At 47.5% G+C, this 20,256-nt stretch carries 13 protein-coding genes, 2 tRNA genes and 3 rRNA genes; 17 read left to right on the forward strand and 1 reads right to left on the reverse strand.

What is annotated here, in order from left to right; all coding sequences use genetic code 11:
- Window positions 1–323: 323 nt before the first annotated feature.
- From DXD65_RS05675 to DXD65_RS05740, 14 genes are all read left to right on the forward strand, one after another.
- Window positions 324–1,850 (forward strand): 16S ribosomal RNA (locus tag DXD65_RS05675).
- A gap of 135 nt (window positions 1,851–1,985) precedes the next feature.
- Window positions 1,986–2,059 (forward strand) — tRNA-Ile (locus tag DXD65_RS05680).
- Window positions 2,060–2,149: 90 nt separating this feature from the next.
- A tRNA-Ala gene (locus tag DXD65_RS05685) sits at window positions 2,150–2,223 on the forward strand.
- Between the two features lie 113 nt (window positions 2,224–2,336).
- Window positions 2,337–5,216, forward strand: a 23S ribosomal RNA gene (locus DXD65_RS05690).
- A 72-nt stretch (window positions 5,217–5,288) separates the two neighbouring features.
- A 5S ribosomal RNA gene (gene rrf, locus DXD65_RS05695) occupies window positions 5,289–5,399 on the forward strand.
- Together the 16S, 23S and 5S rRNA genes with 2 tRNA genes alongside form the textbook arrangement of a ribosomal RNA operon.
- A 123-nt stretch (window positions 5,400–5,522) precedes the next feature.
- On the forward strand, window positions 5,523–5,759 hold the full coding sequence (locus DXD65_RS05700) for a hypothetical protein (protein WP_034523359.1): 237 nt from the start codon (window positions 5,523–5,525) through the stop codon (window positions 5,757–5,759).
- 366 nt (window positions 5,760–6,125) lie between these two features.
- Window positions 6,126–7,622, forward strand: a complete 1,497-nt coding sequence (locus tag DXD65_RS05705; RefSeq protein WP_005826189.1) for a 2-isopropylmalate synthase — start codon at window positions 6,126–6,128, stop codon at window positions 7,620–7,622.
- 42 nt (window positions 7,623–7,664) lie between these two features.
- A complete protein-coding gene (leuC, locus tag DXD65_RS05710) occupies window positions 7,665–9,059 on the forward strand; it encodes a 3-isopropylmalate dehydratase large subunit (protein ID WP_005826191.1) in 1,395 nt (464 codons plus the stop codon).
- A gap of 109 nt (window positions 9,060–9,168) precedes the next feature.
- Window positions 9,169–9,768, forward strand: a complete 600-nt coding sequence (gene leuD / locus DXD65_RS05715; RefSeq protein ID WP_005826193.1) for a 3-isopropylmalate dehydratase small subunit — start codon at window positions 9,169–9,171, stop codon at window positions 9,766–9,768.
- Window positions 9,758–11,299 carry an alpha-isopropylmalate synthase regulatory domain-containing protein gene (locus tag DXD65_RS05720; protein ID WP_005826194.1) on the forward strand — a complete coding sequence of 514 codons (1,542 nt, stop codon included), beginning with the start codon at window positions 9,758–9,760 and terminating at the stop codon, window positions 11,297–11,299. Before leuD ends, DXD65_RS05720 begins: the two co-directional genes overlap by 11 nt.
- Before the next feature lie 12 nt (window positions 11,300–11,311).
- Window positions 11,312–11,569: a hypothetical protein gene (locus tag DXD65_RS05725; RefSeq protein WP_005835569.1), complete on the forward strand. Its 258-nt coding sequence runs from the start codon at window positions 11,312–11,314 to the stop codon at window positions 11,567–11,569.
- The gene (gene leuB / locus DXD65_RS05730; protein ID WP_005826196.1) at window positions 11,559–12,620 is read left to right on the forward strand and encodes a 3-isopropylmalate dehydrogenase; all 1,062 of its coding nucleotides are present in this window, start codon (window positions 11,559–11,561) and stop codon (window positions 12,618–12,620) included. Before DXD65_RS05725 ends, leuB begins: the two co-directional genes overlap by 11 nt.
- Window positions 12,621–13,029: 409 nt before the next feature.
- Complete coding sequence (gene cysK / locus DXD65_RS05735; protein WP_008663985.1) at window positions 13,030–13,980, forward strand: cysteine synthase A; 951 nt, start codon at window positions 13,030–13,032, stop codon at window positions 13,978–13,980.
- Between the two features lie 15 nt (window positions 13,981–13,995).
- On the forward strand, window positions 13,996–14,847 hold the full coding sequence (locus tag DXD65_RS05740; protein WP_005826199.1) for a tetratricopeptide repeat protein: 852 nt from the start codon (window positions 13,996–13,998) through the stop codon (window positions 14,845–14,847).
- Between the two features lie 3 nt (window positions 14,848–14,850).
- Here DXD65_RS05740 and recQ read toward each other — a convergent pair whose 3' ends face one another.
- Window positions 14,851–16,662 (reverse strand): DNA helicase RecQ, encoded by a 1,812-nt coding sequence (gene recQ, locus DXD65_RS05745; RefSeq protein WP_008663984.1) that lies wholly within the window; start codon window positions 16,660–16,662, stop codon window positions 14,851–14,853.
- Window positions 16,663–16,943: 281 nt separating this feature from the next.
- Between recQ and DXD65_RS05750 the strand changes: the two genes are divergently transcribed.
- The 3 genes from DXD65_RS05750 (at window position 16,944) to DXD65_RS05760 (ending at window position 20,248) form a co-directional block, all read left to right on the forward strand.
- Window positions 16,944–17,417 (forward strand): helix-turn-helix domain-containing protein, encoded by a 474-nt coding sequence (locus tag DXD65_RS05750; RefSeq protein WP_005826207.1) that lies wholly within the window; start codon window positions 16,944–16,946, stop codon window positions 17,415–17,417.
- 101 nt (window positions 17,418–17,518) lie between these two features.
- On the forward strand, window positions 17,519–19,567 hold the full coding sequence (locus DXD65_RS05755; RefSeq protein WP_005826209.1) for a dipeptidyl-peptidase 3 family protein: 2,049 nt from the start codon (window positions 17,519–17,521) through the stop codon (window positions 19,565–19,567).
- Window positions 19,568–19,573: 6 nt separating this feature from the next.
- Window positions 19,574–20,248: a DNA alkylation repair protein gene (locus DXD65_RS05760; protein ID WP_005826212.1), complete on the forward strand. Its 675-nt coding sequence runs from the start codon at window positions 19,574–19,576 to the stop codon at window positions 20,246–20,248.
- Window positions 20,249–20,256: the final 8 nt, after the last annotated feature.

A 20,256-nucleotide genomic window follows, 5' to 3' on the forward strand; every position in this document is an offset into this window, starting at 1 on the left:
AAAAAAAACTTCCGAAAATATTTGGAAGATATGCTTTAAAGTTCTTACCTTTGCATCCGCTTTCTGAAAAGAACAGCAATCGTGAAACGAGCGATCTTTGAACAGATTTACATAAACAATACAAGTAGTACAAGAGCAGGTGCTTCGCAAATTAATAATTGGAAACTAATGATTAAGGCGCGTCGTACCTGGGTAAAACAAAAGAACCGTCAATACTTATTCTATATAAATAGGTAAAGATAAACTTTTTGAATTCGAGCGTCCTGGACAGATAATTAAGCTGTCGCACTTTAATTTTTAATTTGCGCAGTCAAGATACTTTTACAATGAAGAGTTTGATCCTGGCTCAGGATGAACGCTAGCTACAGGCTTAACACATGCAAGTCGAGGGGCAGCATGAACTTAGCTTGCTAAGTTTGATGGCGACCGGCGCACGGGTGAGTAACACGTATCCAACCTGCCGATGACTCGGGGATAGCCTTTCGAAAGAAAGATTAATACCCGATGGCATAGTTCTTCCGCATGGTAGAACTATTAAAGAATTTCGGTCATCGATGGGGATGCGTTCCATTAGGTTGTTGGCGGGGTAACGGCCCACCAAGCCTTCGATGGATAGGGGTTCTGAGAGGAAGGTCCCCCACATTGGAACTGAGACACGGTCCAAACTCCTACGGGAGGCAGCAGTGAGGAATATTGGTCAATGGACGAGAGTCTGAACCAGCCAAGTAGCGTGAAGGATGACTGCCCTATGGGTTGTAAACTTCTTTTATACGGGAATAAAGTGAGGCACGTGTGCCTTTTTGTATGTACCGTATGAATAAGGATCGGCTAACTCCGTGCCAGCAGCCGCGGTAATACGGAGGATCCGAGCGTTATCCGGATTTATTGGGTTTAAAGGGAGCGTAGGCGGACGCTTAAGTCAGTTGTGAAAGTTTGCGGCTCAACCGTAAAATTGCAGTTGATACTGGGTGTCTTGAGTACAGTAGAGGCAGGCGGAATTCGTGGTGTAGCGGTGAAATGCTTAGATATCACGAAGAACTCCGATTGCGAAGGCAGCCTGCTGGACTGTAACTGACGCTGATGCTCGAAAGTGTGGGTATCAAACAGGATTAGATACCCTGGTAGTCCACACAGTAAACGATGAATACTCGCTGTTTGCGATATACAGTAAGCGGCCAAGCGAAAGCGTTAAGTATTCCACCTGGGGAGTACGCCGGCAACGGTGAAACTCAAAGGAATTGACGGGGGCCCGCACAAGCGGAGGAACATGTGGTTTAATTCGATGATACGCGAGGAACCTTACCCGGGCTTGAATTGCAACTGAATGATGTGGAGACATGTCAGCCGCAAGGCAGTTGTGAAGGTGCTGCATGGTTGTCGTCAGCTCGTGCCGTGAGGTGTCGGCTTAAGTGCCATAACGAGCGCAACCCTTATCGATAGTTACCATCAGGTTATGCTGGGGACTCTGTCGAGACTGCCGTCGTAAGATGTGAGGAAGGTGGGGATGACGTCAAATCAGCACGGCCCTTACGTCCGGGGCTACACACGTGTTACAATGGGGGGTACAGAAGGCAGCTACACGGCGACGTGATGCTAATCCCGAAAGCCTCTCTCAGTTCGGATTGGAGTCTGCAACCCGACTCCATGAAGCTGGATTCGCTAGTAATCGCGCATCAGCCACGGCGCGGTGAATACGTTCCCGGGCCTTGTACACACCGCCCGTCAAGCCATGAAAGCCGGGGGTACCTGAAGTGCGTAACCGCGAGGAGCGCCCTAGGGTAAAACTGGTGATTGGGGCTAAGTCGTAACAAGGTAGCCGTACCGGAAGGTGCGGCTGGAACACCTCCTTTCTGGAGTGACGTCTCGACTCGATCGTTGGTTCTTGAAGTTATGCTTCCATAAGAACCTCTTGTACTGCGCGTACTTGTTTATTAAAATATACGAGAAAAGTAGAAGCCGAGCCGTAAGGCGAGGGTTTGACTGACAGTCCTATAGCTCAGTTGGTTAGAGCGCTACACTGATAATGTAGAGGTCGGCAGTTCAACTCTGCCTGGGACTACTTCAAAGTTGAAAACTGAAAATTGAGAAATGAAAATCGGGAACTCTCCGGATTTTCCACTTTCCACTTTCCGTTTTCCACTTATAAGAAGGGGGATTAGCTCAGCTGGCTAGAGCACCTGCTTTGCACGCAGGGGGTCAACGGTTCGAATCCGTTATTCTCCACTCCGTTTTGATTATTGTTTTATAATTGAAACACCGTTCTTTGACATGATGTGACCAAAAAAAAGTAAAGTTAAAAGCTGAAAGTATATATCGACCATACGTGATCGGTAAGACAAAAAGTAAGTAAGGGCACATGGCGGATGCCTTGGCTCTCGGAGGCGATGAAGGACGTGATAAGCTGCGATAAGCTGCGGGTAGGTGCAAATGACCTTTGATCCGCGGATTTCCGAATGGGACAACCCGGTACTTTGAAGAAGTATCATCCTGCATTGCAGGAGGCTAACGCAGGGAACTGAAACATCTTAGTACCTGCAGGAAAAGAAAATAAACAATGATTCCCCCAGTAGTGGCGAGCGAACGGGGAATAGCCCAAACCATCCATGTTACGGCATGGGTGGGGTTGTAGGACCACGCCGTGGCAAGAAAGTTGGTGAGCAGAATGTTCTGGAAAGTACAGCCATAGAGCATGACAGCTGCGTATGCGAAGCCAAGCGAAGCCTAGTGGTATCCTGAGTAGCGCGGAGCACGAGGAATTCTGCGTGAATCTGCCGGGACCATCCGGTAAGGCTAAATACTCCCGAGAGACCGATAGTGAACCAGTACTGTGAAGGAAAGGTGAAAAGCACTTCGAACAGAAGAGTGAAATAGTTCCTGAAACCATGTGCCTACAAGCGGTCGGAGCACCTTTTGGTGTGACGGCGTGCCTTTTGCATAATGAACCTACGAGTTACTTTTTCCGGCGAGGTTAAGGATTTCAGATCTGCAGCCGAAGCGAAAGCGAGTCTGAACAGGGCGTATAGTCGGAAGGAGTAGACGCGAAACCAAGTGATCTACCCTTGGGCAGGTTGAAGGATGGGTAACACCATCTGGAGGACCGAACCAATAAGCGTTGAAAAGCTTCTGGATGACCTGAGGGTGGGGGTGAAAGGCTAATCAAACTTGGAGATAGCTCGTACTCCCCGAAATGCATTTAGGTGCAGCCTTGACTTATACTGGCATGAGGTAGAGCGACTGATAAGATGCGAGGGCTTCACCGCCTATCAAGTCTTGACAAACTCCGAATGCGTGTCAGTTCTATGTCAGGAGTGAGGGCATGGGTGCTAAGGTCCATGTCCTAAAGGAGAACAATCCGGACCAACAGCTAAGGTCCCGAAATGAATACTAAGTTGAACTAACGAAGTCAGATTGCTAAGACAGCTAGGATGTTGGCTTGGAAGCAGCCATTCATTTAAAGAGTGCGTAACAGCTCACTAGTCGAGGAGTTTGGCGTGGATAATAATCGGGCATAAGTATTCTACCGAAGCTTTGGGATGAGAAATCATCGGTAGGGGAGCATTCCACTCGGCGTCGAAGGTGAAGCGCGAGCTTTGCTGGAGCGTGTGGAAAAGCAAATGTAGGTATAAGTAACGATAAAGGGGGTGGGAAACCCCCTCGCCGAAAGACTAAGGTTTCCTGATCAACGCTAATCGGATCAGGGTAAGTCGGGTCCTAAGGCTCAGCCGAACGGCGAGGCCGATGGCAGAACCGGTTAATATTCCGGTACTACCTGTGGGAGTGACGTGGAGACGGAGTCGTGACAGCGCCGCGGACTGACGGAATAGTCCGTTGAAGGGTGTAGATGCTGATTGTTCCAGGCAAATCCGGAGCAAGAGTCGAACCTGATAGTATGGAGCGTTCTTAGAACAATCCAATAGTGCGTGTAATCATACTTCCAAGAAAATCCGCTAAACTTAATCCTGCAGGTACCCGTACCGCAAACGGACACACGTAGTCGGGTTGAATATACTAAGGCGCTTGAGTGATTCACGGTTAAGGAACTAGGCAAACTGACCCTGTAACTTCGGGATAAAGGGTCCTCGCTTAACGGCGAGGCGCAGAGAATAGGTCCAGGCAACTGTTTAACAAAAACACAGGGCTGTGCAAAATTGAAAGATGAAGTATACAGCCTGACACCTGCCCGGTGCTGGAAGGTTAAGAGGAGATGTCATCGCAAGAGAAGCATTGAATTGAAGCCCCAGTAAACGGCGGCCGTAACTATAACGGTCCTAAGGTAGCGAAATTCCTTGTCGGGTAAGTTCCGACCTGCACGAATGGTGTAATGATCTGGACGCTGTCTCAACCGTGAGCTCAGTGAAATTGTAGTATCGGTGAAGATGCCGATTACCCGCGATGGGACGAAAAGACCCCGTGAACCTTTACTATAGCTTAACATTGAATTTGGGTAATTGATGTGTAGGATAGGCCGGAGGCTTCGAAGCAGGTACGCCAGTATTTGTGGAGCCGCTGTTGAAATACGGCCCTTTGATTATTTGAGTTCTAACCCGTTGTTGCGGGGACACTGTTTGGTGGGTAGTTTGACTGGGGTGGTCGCCTCCAAAAGTGTAACGGAGGCTTCTAAAGGTGCCCTCACGACGATTGGTAACCGTCGGCAGAGTGTAATGGCATAAGGGCGCTTGACTGGGAGACTTACAAGTCGATCAGGTAGGAAACTAGAGCATAGTGATCCGGTGTTTCTGTATGGAAAGGACATCGCTCAAAGGATAAAAGGTACTCCGGGGATAACAGGCTGATCCCTCCCAAGAGCTCATATCGACGGAGGGGTTTGGCACCTCGATGTCGGCTCGTCACATCCTGGGGCTGGAGAAGGTCCCAAGGGTTGGGCTGTTCGCCCATTAAAGTGGCACGCGAGCTGGGTTCAGAACGTCGTGAGACAGTTCGGTCTCTATCTATCGTGGGCGCATGAAATTTGCGTGGCTCTGACACTAGTACGAGAGGACCGTGTTGGACTGACCTCTGGTTTACCGGTTGTGCCGCCAGGTGCATTGCCGGGTATCTAAGTCGGGATTGGATAAGTGCTGAAAGCATCTAAGTACGAAGCCAGCCACAAGATTAGATTTCTCAGGGTCGTTGTAGACTACAACGTTGATAGGATGCAGGTGTACAGGCAGCGATGTCATAGCCGAGCATTACTAATTGCCCGTCCACTTTTTGCCTTCCGTGTATGGAGGTATATACGTTCAGCAATATATGGACACTTTACTTTTTTCTCATCATGTCTGCCTTATTCAGGTGACTACAGCACCGGGGTTCCACCTCTTCCCATTCCGAACAGAGAAGTTAAGCCCGGTCACGCCGATGGTACTGCGTAACAGTGGGAGAGTAGGTAGTCGCCGTTTTCAGAAGAAGCCTCCGTGTCTGATAAGGATACGGAGGCTTTGTTCGTTTTTGGCGGTCTCATAAACTTTTCTTATATTTGCGCCGAACTAATTTTATATCAACGTTTAAAGCAAATTGAAAGTATGAAGACTAAAGTTTTATTGGCTGCCGTTGCGGTAGCGTTTTCTTTCGCAGTGACATCTTGTGGCAACAAAAAGGCTGCAGATTCTAATGCAACTGAGGCAGATTCTTGCTGTGCTGCAAAAACAGAACAAGTATGTGACTCTGCAAAGGCATGTTGCCAGGCTGCTGATTCAGCAGCGTGTCCTAAGGCTGCATGTGATGGTGCCAAGTGTGACAAACCTTGTGAGAAGAAGTAATTCAGAACTTGTATTGAACTGAAGAATAAGGAAAGGCGTACCTTGAGGTACGCCTTTTTTTGTGATATATTTCAGCGATAAATGAACACAAACTTATAAAATGATATTTTTTATCGGAAAAAAGTAACGAATTTGTTTGTGTGGTACGAAATAATATCTACCTTTGCAACGTCAAAACAAAAAAGAAGATGATTCAGAACTTTACATATATTCTACTGTGTGGTATTATTATTCTACTGGCAAAGTTTAGTGGAAGTGAGTGCTGTGCGTGAATATATATGTAAGATGCAATGATATATGAAGCCTTTCTCACTTCCAAGTGTGAAAGGCTTTTTTTATGGAACATAAATTAAATACAATAAAGCAATGAGTGACAAATTATTTATTTTCGACACAACGCTCCGCGATGGCGAGCAGGTTCCGGGATGCCAATTGAATACAGTGGAAAAGATTCAGGTAGCCAGACAACTGGAAGCCCTGGGGGTGGACGTGATTGAAGCCGGATTTCCGATTTCAAGTCCGGGAGATTTCAATTCGGTCATTGAGATATCAAAAGCTGTGACATGGCCCACCATCTGTGCCTTGACACGTGCCGTACAGAAAGATATTGATGTGGCGGCAGAGGCTTTGCAGTTTGCCAAGCATAAACGTATCCATACTGGTATCGGTACATCTGACTCGCACATTAAATATAAATTTAATTCCAATCGCGAGGAAATAATAGAGCGTGCAGTGGCTGCCGTAAAGTATGCACGTAAGTATGTGGATGATGTAGAGTTCTATGCCGAAGATGCAGGCCGAACGGATAATGAATATTTGGCACGGGTGGTAGAAGCTGTTATCAAGGCAGGTGCGACTGTGGTGAATATTCCCGATACAACGGGGTATTGCTTGCCTGATGAGTATGGCGCGAAGATAAGATATCTGATGGAACATGTCAACGGTATTCATAATGCCATTATTTCTACTCATTGCCACAATGACTTGGGCATGGCTACTGCCAATACAATGGCTGGCGTACTGAATGGTGCCCGCCAGGTGGAGGTAACCATCAATGGTATTGGTGAACGTGCCGGCAATACTTCTCTTGAGGAAGTGGCGATGATTATCAAATGTCACAAGGACATAGAAATCGAGACCAACATCAATACACAGAAGATTTATCCAACCAGCCGTATGGTGTCCAGTCTGATGAACATGCCGGTGCAGCCCAACAAGGCTATTGTAGGTCGCAATGCTTTTGCCCATTCGTCGGGTATCCACCAGGATGGTGTGTTGAAGAATGTACAGACTTACGAAATCATTGACCCGCATGATGTGGGTATTGATGATAATTCCATCGTATTGACAGCCCGTAGCGGACGTGCAGCCTTGAAGAATCGTTTGTCGATATTGGGAGTACAACTGGATCAGGAGAAGTTGGACAAAGTGTATGAAGAGTTCTTGAAACTTGCCGATAAGAAGAAGGATATCAACGATGATGATATGCTGGTATTGGCAGGGGCAAACCGTACGCAGAACCACCGTATCAAACTGGAATATCTTCAGGTGACCAGTGGGGTGGGGGTTCGTTCGGTTGCCAGCTTGGGATTGAACATCTCTGGCGAGAAGTTTGAAGCCGCCGCCAGTGGAAACGGTCCGGTAGACGCTGCTATCAAGGCTTTGAAGAAGATTATTGACCGCCATATGACATTGAAGGAATTCACTATCCAGGCTATCAGCAAGGGTAGCGACGATATGGGTAAGGTACATATGCAGGTGGAATACGATAATCATATTTATTATGGGTTCGGTGCCAATACGGATATTATCGCGGCATCAGTGGAAGCGTACATCGACTGTATCAATAAGTTCAAGATGTGATTTTAATCGTAAATTGTAAATAGCTAAATTGTACATAAAGAGATGAATACATTATTTGATAAAATCTGGGATGCCCATGTGGTACAGAAAGTGGAAGACGGTCCCACACAGCTTTATATTGACCGGCTTTATTGTCATGAAGTAACCAGCCCGCAAGCCTTTTCAGGATTGCGCGAACGTGGAATCAAGTGTTTCCGTCCGGAAAAGATTTTCTGTATGCCCGACCATAACACGCCGACGCATGACCAGGACAAGCCGATTGAAGACCCGGTTTCAAAGACTCAGGTAGATACATTGGCCAAGAATGCGGAAGAGTTTGGATTGGCCCATTTCGGCATGATGGACAAGAAGAACGGAATTATCCATGTAGTAGGTCCGGAACGCGGGCTGACCCTGCCTGGCATGACCATTGTCTGCGGTGACTCGCATACTTCCACCCACGGGGCGATGGGAGCAGTGGCTTTCGGTATCGGTACGAGTGAGGTGGAAATGGTAATGGCCTCGCAATGTATCCTTCAGACCCGTCCTAAGACAATGCGCATCACTGTCGACGGCAAACTTGGCAAGGGAGTGACGGCAAAAGATGTAGCATTGTATATGATGTCGAAGATGACGACCAGCGGCGCTACGGGATATTTCGTGGAATATGCCGGAGAAGCTGTGCGCAGTCTGACTATGGAAGGGCGTCTGACCTTGTGCAATCTGAGTATAGAGATGGGTGCCCGCGGCGGTATGGTTGCTCCGGATGAGACCACTTTCGAGTATATTAAAGGACGCGAATATGCTCCGAAGGGTGAGGCATGGGACAAGGCATTGGCCTATTGGAAAACATTGAAGAGTGATGAGGATGCAGTGTTCGACAAGGAAGTTCGTTTTGCTGCCGAAGATATTGAACCGATGATTACATACGGTACCAATCCGGGCATGGGTATGGGTATCACACAACATATTCCTACTACCGAAGGCATGGGAGAAGCTGCCCGGACCTCTTTCATGAAGTCTATGAGCTATATGGGTTTCCAACCGGGAGAACCTTTGCTGGGTAAGAAGGTTGACTATGTGTTTTTGGGTGCCTGCACCAATGGACGCATTGAGGATTTCCGTGCATTTGCCTCCATTGTGAAAGGCCGTCGGAAAGCCGAGAATGTAGTGGCATGGCTGGTTCCGGGCTCCTGGATGGTAGATGCACAGATTCGCGAAGAGGGACTGGACAAGATTTTGGAAGAGGCCGGTTTTGCCATTCGCCAACCGGGTTGTTCTGCTTGCCTGGCAATGAACGACGATAAGGTGCCTGCCGGAAAGTATGCAGTGTCTACCAGTAACCGTAATTTTGAAGGACGCCAAGGACCGGGTTCCCGAACACTGCTTGCCAGCCCGCTTGTAGCTGCAGCAGCGGCAGTGACTGGAGTAATTACTGACCCGAGAACGCTGATTTGATGTACGATTGGACGATTTACGATTAAAATTACTTCGTAAATCAAACATCGTTCAACAAAGGTAAATCAAGAGTATTTTCAATCGTAAATTGTAAATCGTAAATACAAAGATGAAGACAAAATTTGATATAATAACCAGTACTTGTGTGCCTCTTCCATTAGAGAATGTGGATACAGACCAGATAATCCCTGCACGTTTTCTGAAAGCTACTACCCGTGAGGAAAAGTTCTTCGGAGATAATTTATTCCGCGATTGGCGCTATCATCCGGACGGTTCTCTGAACAAGGACTTTGTTTTGAACAATCCCACTTACGGTGGACAGATTCTGGTGGCGGGAAAGAACTTCGGTTCCGGTTCCAGCCGTGAGCATGCTGCATGGGCCATTGCCGGTTACGGTTTCCGCGTGGTGGTATCGAGTTTCTTTGCCGATATACACAAGAACAATGAACTGAACAACTTTGTGCTTCCGGTGGTGGTAAGTGAGCCGTTCCTGAAAGAGTTGTTCGACTCTATCTCTGCCAATCCGAAGATGGAAGTGGAAGTGAATCTGCCCGAACAGACCATCACCAACAAAGCTACGGGCAAGATCGAACATTTTGAAATCAATGCCTACAAGAAACATTGCCTGATGAATGGCTTGGATGACATCGATTTTCTGGTTGAGAATAAAGATAAGATAGAAGCTTGGGAGAATAAAAATGAAGCATAATCATCCGAAGATAGAAATCATGGACACTACGCTCCGCGACGGTGAACAGACCAGCGGAGTCTCCTTTGTGCCCCATGAGAAGCTGATGATTGCCCGTTTGTTACTGGAGGAATTGAAGGTAGACCGGGTGGAGGTGGCTTCTGCGCGGGTATCCGAAGGAGAGTTTGATGCCGTAAAAATGATTTGTGACTGGGCGGCACGCCGTAATCTGTTGCCAAGAGTAGAAGTGCTTGGCTTTGTAGATGGCCACACGTCGGTGGACTGGATACATGCGACCGGTTGCCGTGTCATCAATCTGCTGTGCAAAGGCTCGCTGAAGCATTGCACCTACCAGTTGAAGAAGACTCCCGAAGAGCATATCGAGGATATTCTGTCCGTAGTGGATTACGCCAACGAGCAGGATATGGTAGTGAATGTCTATCTGGAAGACTGGAGCAACGGCATGAAAGATTCTCCGGAATATGTGTTCCGTCTGATGGACGCCTTGGAGCAGACCAATATCCGCCGCTATATGTTGCCTGACACGTTGGGCGTATTGAACCCGCTGCAGGTCATCGAGTTCATGCGCAAGATGGTGAAACGCTATCCGCATGCCCATTTTGACTTCCATGCCCACAATGACTATGACCTTGCCGTGAGCAATGTGCTTGCCGCCGTACTTAGCGGTTGCAAGGGACTGCATACTACCATTAACGGCCTGGGCGAACGCGCCGGCAATGCTCCGCTTGCCAGTGTGCAGGCTATCCTGAAAGACCACTTCAATGCCATTACCAACATTGACGAAAGCCGCCTGAACGACGTAAGCCGTGTGGTGGAGTCCTACTCGGGCATCGTCATTCCCGCCAATAAACCGATTGTTGGCGAGAATGTATTTACCCAAGTGGCAGGCGTCCATGCCGACGGTGACAATAAAAGTAACCTCTACTGCAACGACCTCCTGCCCGAACGCTTTGGTCGCAAGCGAGAGTATGCCCTGGGCAAGAACAGCGGTAAAGCCAATATCCGGAAGAATCTGGAGGACTTGGGGTTACAACTGGATGAAGATGCCATGCGCAAAGTGACCGAACGCATCATTGAGTTGGGCGACAAGAAAGAGCTGGTGACGCAAGAAGACCTGCCCTATATCGTTTCGGACGTACTGAAGCACGGAATGGCAGAAGAACGCGTCAGCCTTAAGAGCTATATTGTGAATCTGGCGTATGGATTGAAGCCGATGGCTACGTTGAAGATAGAAATTAACGGAAAGGAATATGAGGAAAGTTCCAGTGGAGATGGCCAGTATGATGCTTTTGTGCGCGCCTTGCGCAAGATATATAAAGTGACACTGGGTCGTAAGTTCCCGATGCTGACGAACTATGCCGTGACTATTCCTCCCGGTGGGCGTACCGATGCCTTTGTGCAGACGGTTATTACCTGGAGTTTTGAAGATACGATATTCCGTACACGCGGATTGGACGCAGACCAGACGGAAGCAGCCATCAAGGCGACGGTGAAGATGCTGAATATCATAGAAGACGAATACGAATCATAAAAAATGGATCTCATGGAGAAAAAGAAATCGTTTTTTGAGAGGCGTCCTTATGTATGCTATGCGTTGTATGCAGGCTTGCTTTTTGCTTTCAACCTCTTTCTGCGTTGGTGGAGCGGCGAGTTGGATGCGGACGAGTATCTTATGTCAGCCATCAATACCCTTATATTGACAGCTGGTTTTGTGTGGGGTGACCGGTATCGCCGCAAGAATCTTGCAAACAAAAAGAAGATAGATGAACTTTTAAATAATAAAGAAAACAATGGATTTTAAAATTGCAGTGTTGGCCGGTGACGGTATCGGCCCCGAAATCTCTACCGTAGGCGTGGATGTGATGACTGCCGTGTGTGAGAAGTTCGGACATAAAGTGAACTATGAATATGCCATCTGCGGTGCAGACGCGATAGACAAGGTGGGTGACCCGTTTCCTGAAGCCACTTATGAGGCTTGTAAAAATGCGGATGCTGTATTGTTCTCTGCCGTAGGTGACCCGAAATTCGACAATGACCCTACTGCCAAAGTGCGTCCCGAGCAGGGCTTGCTGGCTATGCGCAAGAAACTGGGACTGTTTGCCAACATCCGTCCCGTGCAGACCTTCAAATGTCTGCTCCATAAGTCTCCCCTTCGTGCGGAACTGGTGGATGGTGCCGATTTCCTTTGTATCCGCGAACTGACCGGTGGCATGTACTTCGGTGAGAAATACCAGGACAATGACAAGGCGTATGATACGAACATGTATACCCGTCCTGAGATTGAGCGTATCCTGAAAGTCGGATTTGAATATGCCATGAAACGCAGCAAACATCTTACGGTGGTGGATAAAGCCAATGTGCTTGCCTCTTCCCGTCTTTGGAGACAGATTGCCCAGGAGATGGCACCGCAGTACCCCGAGGTGACAACCGACTATATGTTTGTGGACAACGCCGCCATGAAGATGATTCAAGAGCCGAAATTCTTTGACGTAATGGTTACGGAAAATACGTTTGGTGATATTTTGACGGACGAGGGTTCCTGCATCAGTGGCTCTATGGGATTGCTGCCTTCTGCTTCTACGGGAGAGAGCACGCCGGTATTCGAACCTATCCATGGTTCCTGGCCGCAGGCGAAAGGCTTGAATATAGCCAATCCGCTGGCGCAAATTTTGTCTGTAGCCATGCTTTTCGAATACTTCGACCTGAAAGAGGAGGGGGGGGTGATTCGTAAGGCAGTTGATGCTTCACTCGATGCGAATGTACGTACACCGGAGATTCAAGTAGAAGGTGGCGACAAATACGGTACCAAGGAAGTGGGCGCGTGGATTGTAGACTATCTTAAGAAGTCTTGATAACAGTGTCTCATTACCGTTCTGTTCATCAGTAACTTCTCACTGCAAAGTTCTGCAAACCTTTTGCAGTGTCACTGCAAAGCTGTTACAGTTGCACTGCAAAGCAGTTGCAGTACCACTGCAAACCTATTTGCAGTAACGCTGCAGCTCGTTTGCAGTACTACTGCAAAAAGCATGCACCATCTTTGCAGTGGGAAGTCGCTGATTGTCAGATATGGTTCTTCCTCCTCATCCTGCCTTCTTCAATCGTTTCATATCCTTTCATCCTCTTTATTCGTGTTAAGCTTTGATAGATGGCAGTATAATCTTTCCTTTCCCGCACGGTTTATTTCTTGGAATTTTAGTATCTTTGTCAGCATATCCATGTTACATAAGTGTGTACGGGAAGAATGTATTAGACAGTGAGATTATGGCGAAAATTGCAAAGAACCTGACGGAGTTGATTGGGCATACTCCTTTGATGGAATTGGCTGAATACAGCCGTAAATACGGATTGAAAAGAAATATTGTGGCTAAGCTGGAATCTTTTAATCCGGTGGGAAGCGTGAAGGACCGTGTGGCATTTGCCATGATTGAGGATGCCGAGGCACGTGGGGCTTTGAAACCCGGAGCCACGATTATTGAACCTACCAGTGGCAATACCGGCGTGGGACTGGCGATGGTGGCAACCATCAAGGGATATCATTTGATATTGACCATGCCGGAGACCATGAGTGTGGAACGCCGTAATCTGTTGAAAGCCTTGGGTGCGGAGATTGTACTGACCGACGGACTGGCAGGTATGGCCGGCTCCATTGCCAAAGCGAAAGAATTGCGGGATGCGATACCTGGTGCGGTTATTCTGCAGCAGTTTGAGAATCCCTCCAATGCCAAGGCTCATGAACATACTACGGGGGAAGAAATCTGGACGGACACGGATGGTAAAGTGACTGTTTTTGTTGCCGGTGTGGGCACGGGCGGTACGGTCTGTGGAGTGGCGCGTGCCTTGAAGAAACATAATCCGGATGTCTATGTTGTGGCTGTAGAACCGGCCTCCTCTCCGGTTCTGGAAGGAGGGGAAGATGCACCGCACCGCATCCAGGGGATTGGGGCCAATTTTATTCCTTCCATTTATGATGCTTCTGTAGTAGACGAGATTATTCCGGTGCCCGATGACGAGGCCATTCGTGGAGGACGAGAGCTGGCTTCTACGGAAGGCTTGCTGGCTGGCATCTCATCCGGTGCGGCGGTATATGCGGCACGGTTGCTGGCCGAACGCCCTGAATTTGCGGATAAAATGATTGTTGCCCTACTGCCCGATACGGGGGAACGCTATTTGTCAACAGAACTGTTCGCTTTCGATACCTATCCTTTGGAATAAATACTGAACTATTATATGAAGAAACTTATTTTTTCTTTCTTCTTGTGTGGAGCCACGATGTTCCCTGCCTTTTCACAAACCTATCAGGAACTGAGCGAACGTGCGGTTGCAGCCACGGAGCAAGACAGCTTGTCATTGGCCGAAAAATACATTGAACAAGCTTTGAAAATGGAGCCCGCCAATCCTCATAACGCTTTGCTGTTCTCCAACTTGGGTACGATACAACGTCGGCAGCACCGGTATGAGCAGGCCCTTGACTCGTATACTCTGGCATTGAACATTGCTCCGCGTGCCATACCTGCCCTGATGAATCGTGCCGCTCTTTACCTTGAGTTGGGGAAGGATGATTTGGCCCGGATAGACTATTCTTTGGTGCTGGATATAGAAAGCGATAATCAGGAAGCCTTGCTGATGCGTGCCTATATCTATATGCGGCAGCGCAACTATAATTTTGCAAAGTCTGATTATGAACGTCTGCTGAAACTTGCCCCCCAGAGTTACAATGGCCGTCTGGGGTTGGCTACACTGGAGCAGAAGGAGGGCAAATATGAAGCGGCGCTTTCGATATTGAATGCCATGATTGCAGAAAAAGGAGGAGAAGCTACCCGGCTGACTACCCAGCAATATGCCGTACTTTACGTAGCACGTGCGGGTGTAGAGCAGGATATGAAACATGTGGACCTGGCCATGATGGACTTGGAAGAAGCCATCAAGCTGGATGCTTCGCAGACAGAAGCCTACTTGATACGGGGGCAAATTTACCTTTCTCAAAAGAAAAAGGAGTTGGCAAAACGTGACTTCGAAAAGGCCATTTCACTTGGCGTGCCGCAAGGTGACCTCAGGGATTTACTGTTACAGTGTAAATAATATTCAACTGTATTTCCGTATCAGTTCCACAAACTCTTTTCCGTATTTCTTCTTTTTATATTCACCGATACCGCTGATATTACCAAATTCTTCTATGGTAGTGGGGCGGGAGGCGCTGAGTAGGTGGAGCACTTTGTCGGACAGTACGATATAGGCAGGAAGTGCTTCCTGGTCGGCAAGGCGTTTGCGGAGAGTGCGGAGAGCCTCGAAAAGTTCCCCACTTTCTGTATTGGGCAATCCCAATGGCAATTCTTTGGTTGGAACTGTAGCCTTGCGTTTACGGCCTCTTGTAGCTTGTACAGCTTCCTCGCGGCGGATGGTGACAAGCAGGGCGCGTGCTCTGCCAAACAAGACATCTGTTCCGCTTTGAGTGATTTTCAGGTGGTTGTTTTCATTGTAGGCTATTTCGAAATAACCGAGCTGTAACATTTGCAGCAGGTAGTCATGCCAATCTCTGGGGGGGACTTCGCGCCCGGCTCCAAAGGTCTTGAGTCGATGGTATCCTCTTTCTGTAACTTCAGAACTCATGTTTCCTCGGAGGATGTCCACTAAAATACCGGTTCCTATCTGTTGCTCGGAACGCGCGATTGCACTAAGTGCCTTTTGTACGATTATTGTACCATCGAAACGTTCGGGGGGATTTTTGCATACATCACAGTTTCCACAGTCGCAGGTCGTATTTTCACCGAAATAACTTAACAGAATGCGACGGCGGCAGATATCTGCTTCCGCATATTGCTGCATACGTTGCAGCTTTTCCAGGTTGATGCTTTGTTGCCCGCTGTCTGTTGCGAATTTAGTGAGCAGAATGAGGTCGGCCAGTGAATAGAACAAAAGGGTGTCACTGGGCATTCCGTCTCGTCCGGCACGTCCTATTTCCTGATAGAAACTTTCAATGCTTTTGGGCAAATTGTAATGAATTACCCAGCGCACATTGCTTTTGTCAATTCCCATTCCAAAGGCAATGGTGGCGCATACCACTTGCACGCGGTCATTGATGAAGTCGTCTTGTGCTTCATCTCTTCGTGCCGGCGACAGTCCTGCATGATAGACCGCCGACTTTATCCCTTGTTTTTGAAGCATTTGTGCCACTGTTTCAGCCTTGCTGCGGCTCATGCAATAAATGATGCCGCTCTCTCCCGGATGGCGGGCGATGAAGTCGAGGATGGCTTTGCTTTTTTCCTTCTGCTGGTAACCTCTTTTTACGGTGAGACTCAGGTTGGGACGGTCGAAAGATGAAATGAAAATTCTCGGTTGGTTGAGGTGTAGCTGTTTAATAATATCTTCACGGGTTATTTTATCGGCTGTGGCAGTAAGTGCAATGATGGGAACCTGGGGAAACAGTTGGTGAAGGATGCCCATCTGTGTATATTCCGGACGGAAATCGTGTCCCCATTGTGAGATGCAGTGAGCTTCATCAATGGCGAAAAGGGAAATATGCATATCCCTTAACAGATAGTTGGCTTCCGCCAATAATTTTTCAGGAGAAATATATAGCAGTTTCAGCTTGCCTTCCATGCATGCACGTCGTAGGGAAGCATTCTCTGTTTCATCATTATTGCTGTTCAGTGCACCGGCCGCGATACCGTTTGCACAGAGCGTTTCCACTTGGTCCTTCATCAAGGAAATGAGCGGAGAAACCACTACCGCCGTGCCTTCACTCAATAGGGCGGGAAGTTGGTAGCAGATGGACTTTCCACCTCCCGTAGGCATCAGTACCAATGCGTCTTTACGGTCCATCAGATGGCGTATGATGTCTTCTTGTAAGGGGCGGAAACTGTCGTAACCGAAATATGTCTTGAGCGTTTGTAGCATAATCTGGCAGTATGGATTTCTTCCGGCAAAGGTACACTAATTATTGCATATACTACAAATGGAAAGTCATCAAGATTTTGTATCATATGAGTTTCTGCAAAAGGTTAAAGTTTCTTATTAATGGCTGAATTGACCTACTTTTCAACCTTTTTCGTTGTTTATTTATCAAAAATATATACGGGAAAAGTTGTGTATTAAAAAAAAATGTCTGACTTTTGTAAAGTCTAAGGGGCTAACCCTTTGGCTTTTCCGATTTTAAACAACCCTAACCAGTTAATTCAATGAGTGATTTAGAAAACAATGCCCAGGAAAAAGGAACGAAGAAACGTCCTTACAACCTGCGCGAAAAGAAAGAAAAGGATGCTGCCTACCGTTCTTTGATAAGGCCGGAATTGGCAGATGAGTTGTATGACAAGATATTGAATATCGTTGTTGTACAAAAGAAGTACAGAGATGCTGATTATTCCGCTAAGGATTTGGCGAAAGAATTGCAGACCAATACTCGCTATTTGTCTGCAGTGGTGAATTCACGCTTCGGCATGAACTATTCTTGCCTGCTGAATGAATATAGAGTAAAAGAAGCGCAGCATTTGTTGACAGACAAAAGATATGCTGACAAGAATGTAGAGGAGATCAGTACGATGGTCGGCTTTGCAAACCGTCAGTCTTTTTATGCTGCTTTCTATAAAAATGTAGGTGAGACTCCTAATGGATATCGTAAAAGACACGCAGAAAAAGAAGCTAAGAAGAAATAATTCTGTATGACTGAATGAATAAAAAGGAAATATTCCGGAACAGTTGTTTCGGGATACTTCCTTTTCTTCTTTTTTAATACCAATCTATATACTCCCGACACATGAAGAAACAACTAATTTCTATGGTGACTGCCCTTTCTCTATTGACGGCTTGTGGCGGAAATCCGAAAACAACTGCTGAGGCAGAAAAAATTGACTATACAGTGGAACAATTTGCAGATTTACAGATTTTACGTTACCGCGTACCAGGTTTTGAGGATTTGTCCCTCAAACAAAAAGAATTGGTTTATTATTTGACGGAAGCGGCTTTGCAGGGCAGAGACATTCTTTTCGACCAGAATGGCAAGTATAACCTGACGATTCGCCGGATGCTGGAAGCTGTCTATACCGGCTATAAGGGAGATAAGAATACTCCTGATTTCAAGGCTATGGAAGTGTACCTCAAGCGGGTATGGTTCTCTAACGGCATTCATCATCACTATGGCAGCGAAAAGTTCGTTCCGGGATTTACTCCCGAATTCTTCAGGCAGGCTGTACAGAGTGTGGATGCAGCTACGTTGCCGCTTGCCGAAGGACAGACTGTGGAACAACTGTGCGAGGAAGTGTTCCCCGTTATTTTCGACCCCACGGTGATGCCCAAACGGGTGAACCAAGCTGCCGGTGAAGATTTGGTTTTGACTTCCGCATGCAATTATTACGATGGCGTGACGCAGCAGGAGGCCGAAGATTTCTATAATGCCTTGAAGAATCCGCAGGATGAAACTCCCGTTTCCTATGGTTTGAATAGCCGTTTGGTGAAAGAGGATGGCAAGATTCAGGAGAAAGTATGGAAAGTGGGGGGCTTGTATGGACAGGCACTTGAAAAGATTGTCTACTGGCTGAAGAAGGCAGAAGGAGTTGCCGAGACTCCCGAGCAGAAGGCGGTGATAGCCAAACTGATGGAATTCTATGAAACCGGCGATTTGAAGACATTCGATGAATATGCCATTTTGTGGGTGAAGGATTTGAACTCACGCATTGACTTTGTGAACGGTTTTACCGAAAGTTATGGTGACCCGCTCGGCATGAAGGCAAGCTGGGAATCTCTGGTGAATTTTAAAGATTTGGAAGCTACCCAGCGTACAGAGTTGATAAGCGGCAATGCACAGTGGTTTGAGGACCATTCGCCGGTAGACGGACAATTCAAGAAGGAGAAAGTGAAAGGGGTGTCTGCCAAGGTAATCACGGCGGCTATTCTGGCCGGTGACTTGTATCCTGCAACTGCTATCGGCATCAACCTGCCCAATGCCAACTGGATACGTAGCCATCATGGTTCGAAATCCGTTACAATCGGTAACATTACAGATGCTTATAACAAGGCAGCTCATGGCAACGGGTTCAATGAGGAGTTTGTGTACAGTGATGCAGAGCTTCAACTGATTGATAAGTACGCAGATGTGACAGATGAACTGCATACTGACCTGCATGAATGTTTGGGACATGGTTCCGGTAAATTGCTCCCGGGTGTGGACCCGGATGCGTTGAAGGCATATGGTTCTACTATCGAAGAAGCGCGCGCCGACTTGTTCGGACTCTACTACGTGGCCGACCCGAAGCTGGTGGAACTGGGGCTTACTCCAAGTGCGGATGCTTATAAGGCTCAATACTACACCTATCTGATGAATGGTTTGATGACACAGCTTGTACGTATCGAGCCGGGTAACAATGTAGAAGAAGCCCATATGCGCAACCGTCAGCTCATAGCCCGCTGGGTGTACGAGAAAGGTGCGGCGGAGAAGGTTGTGGAATTGGTAAAGAAGGATGGGAAGACGTACGTCGTGATAAACGATTATGAGAAAGTGCGTGACTTGTTTGGCCGGTTGCTTGCCGAGATACAGCGTATCAAGTCCACCGGTGACTATGCCGGCGCCCATGATTTGGTGGAAGCCTATGCCGTGAAAGTCGATCCCGCTTTGCATGCCGAAGTGCTGGAACGCTACAAGAAGCTGAATCTTGCGCCGTATAAGGGGTTCGTCAATCCCAAGTATGAAGTGGTGACGGATGCCGACGGTACTATAACAGATGTGACAGTGACTTATGATGAAGGTTATGCGGAACAGATGTTGCGTTATAGCAAAGACTATTCTACATTGCCTTCTGTCAATAAATGATGAACTATGATAGATACTAAAGAGCAGCTGCATCAGCGGCTGAAAGATATAAAGACACAGCTCCGTCTCTCAATGAACGGGGCTGTGTCCCAAAGTATGCGTGAGAAAGGGCTGGTATATAAGCTGAACTTTGGCGTGGAGTTGCCCCGTATCAAGGGTATTGCTGCCGGTTACGAGAAGGACCACTCTCTGGCTCAGTCTTTGTGGAAAGAAGATATCAGAGAGTGCAAAATATTGGCGGGACTTTTACAGCCGGTAGAGAGTTTCCTGCCCGAGATAGCCGATATCTGGGTGGAAGATATCCGTAATATCGAGATTGCAGAACTTACCTGCATGAATTTATTCCAACATCTTCCTTATGCGCCTGCCAAGTCCTTCCATTGGATTGCAAGCGAGGACGAATACACGCAGGTTTGCGGCTTCCTCACCATAGCCCGTCTATTGATGAAGAAAGGGGATATGAACGAACGGGTTGAAAATGAGTTCCTCGACCAGGCAATAACGGCTTTTTTGTCGGGCTCCTATCATGTACGCAATGCAGCCATGACTGCTATCCGCCGCTTTATGCAGCAAAATGAGGAAAATTCTTTTCAAGTTTGCCGCAGAGTGGAGGGTATGGACAATTCTTCTTCTGATGTAGAACAATTACTATACAATCTTGTAAAAGAGGAGGTTTGTTAGATTAGTTC

It is taken from the genome of Bacteroides sp. 4_1_36 (genome assembly GCF_003466325.1).
GTDB classification, from domain to species: domain Bacteria; phylum Bacteroidota; class Bacteroidia; order Bacteroidales; family Bacteroidaceae; genus Bacteroides; species Bacteroides uniformis.

Excerpts from the sequence above, each read along its gene's own strand:
- leuD (WP_005826193.1), top strand. The coding sequence starts at position 9,169 with ATGAAGACAAAATTTGATATAATAACCAGTACTTGTGTGCCTCTTCCA.
- DXD65_RS05705 (WP_005826189.1), top strand. The coding sequence starts at position 6,126 with ATGAGTGACAAATTATTTATTTTCGACACAACGCTCCGCGATGGCGAG.
- DXD65_RS05740 (WP_005826199.1), top strand. The coding sequence starts at position 13,996 with ATGAAGAAACTTATTTTTTCTTTCTTCTTGTGTGGAGCCACGATGTTC.
- DXD65_RS05700 (WP_034523359.1), top strand. The coding sequence starts at position 5,523 with ATGAAGACTAAAGTTTTATTGGCTGCCGTTGCGGTAGCGTTTTCTTTC.
- DXD65_RS05750 (WP_005826207.1), top strand. The coding sequence starts at position 16,944 with ATGAGTGATTTAGAAAACAATGCCCAGGAAAAAGGAACGAAGAAACGT.
- DXD65_RS05760 (WP_005826212.1), top strand. The coding sequence starts at position 19,574 with ATGATAGATACTAAAGAGCAGCTGCATCAGCGGCTGAAAGATATAAAG.
- DXD65_RS05720 (WP_005826194.1), top strand. The coding sequence starts at position 9,758 with ATGAAGCATAATCATCCGAAGATAGAAATCATGGACACTACGCTCCGC.
- DXD65_RS05755 (WP_005826209.1), top strand. The coding sequence starts at position 17,519 with ATGAAGAAACAACTAATTTCTATGGTGACTGCCCTTTCTCTATTGACG.
- cysK (WP_008663985.1), top strand. The coding sequence starts at position 13,030 with ATGGCGAAAATTGCAAAGAACCTGACGGAGTTGATTGGGCATACTCCT.
- recQ (WP_008663984.1), bottom strand. The coding sequence starts at position 16,662 with ATGCTACAAACGCTCAAGACATATTTCGGTTACGACAGTTTCCGCCCC.
- DXD65_RS05725 (WP_005835569.1), top strand. The coding sequence starts at position 11,312 with ATGGAGAAAAAGAAATCGTTTTTTGAGAGGCGTCCTTATGTATGCTAT.
- leuC (WP_005826191.1), top strand. The coding sequence starts at position 7,665 with ATGAATACATTATTTGATAAAATCTGGGATGCCCATGTGGTACAGAAA.
- leuB (WP_005826196.1), top strand. The coding sequence starts at position 11,559 with ATGGATTTTAAAATTGCAGTGTTGGCCGGTGACGGTATCGGCCCCGAA.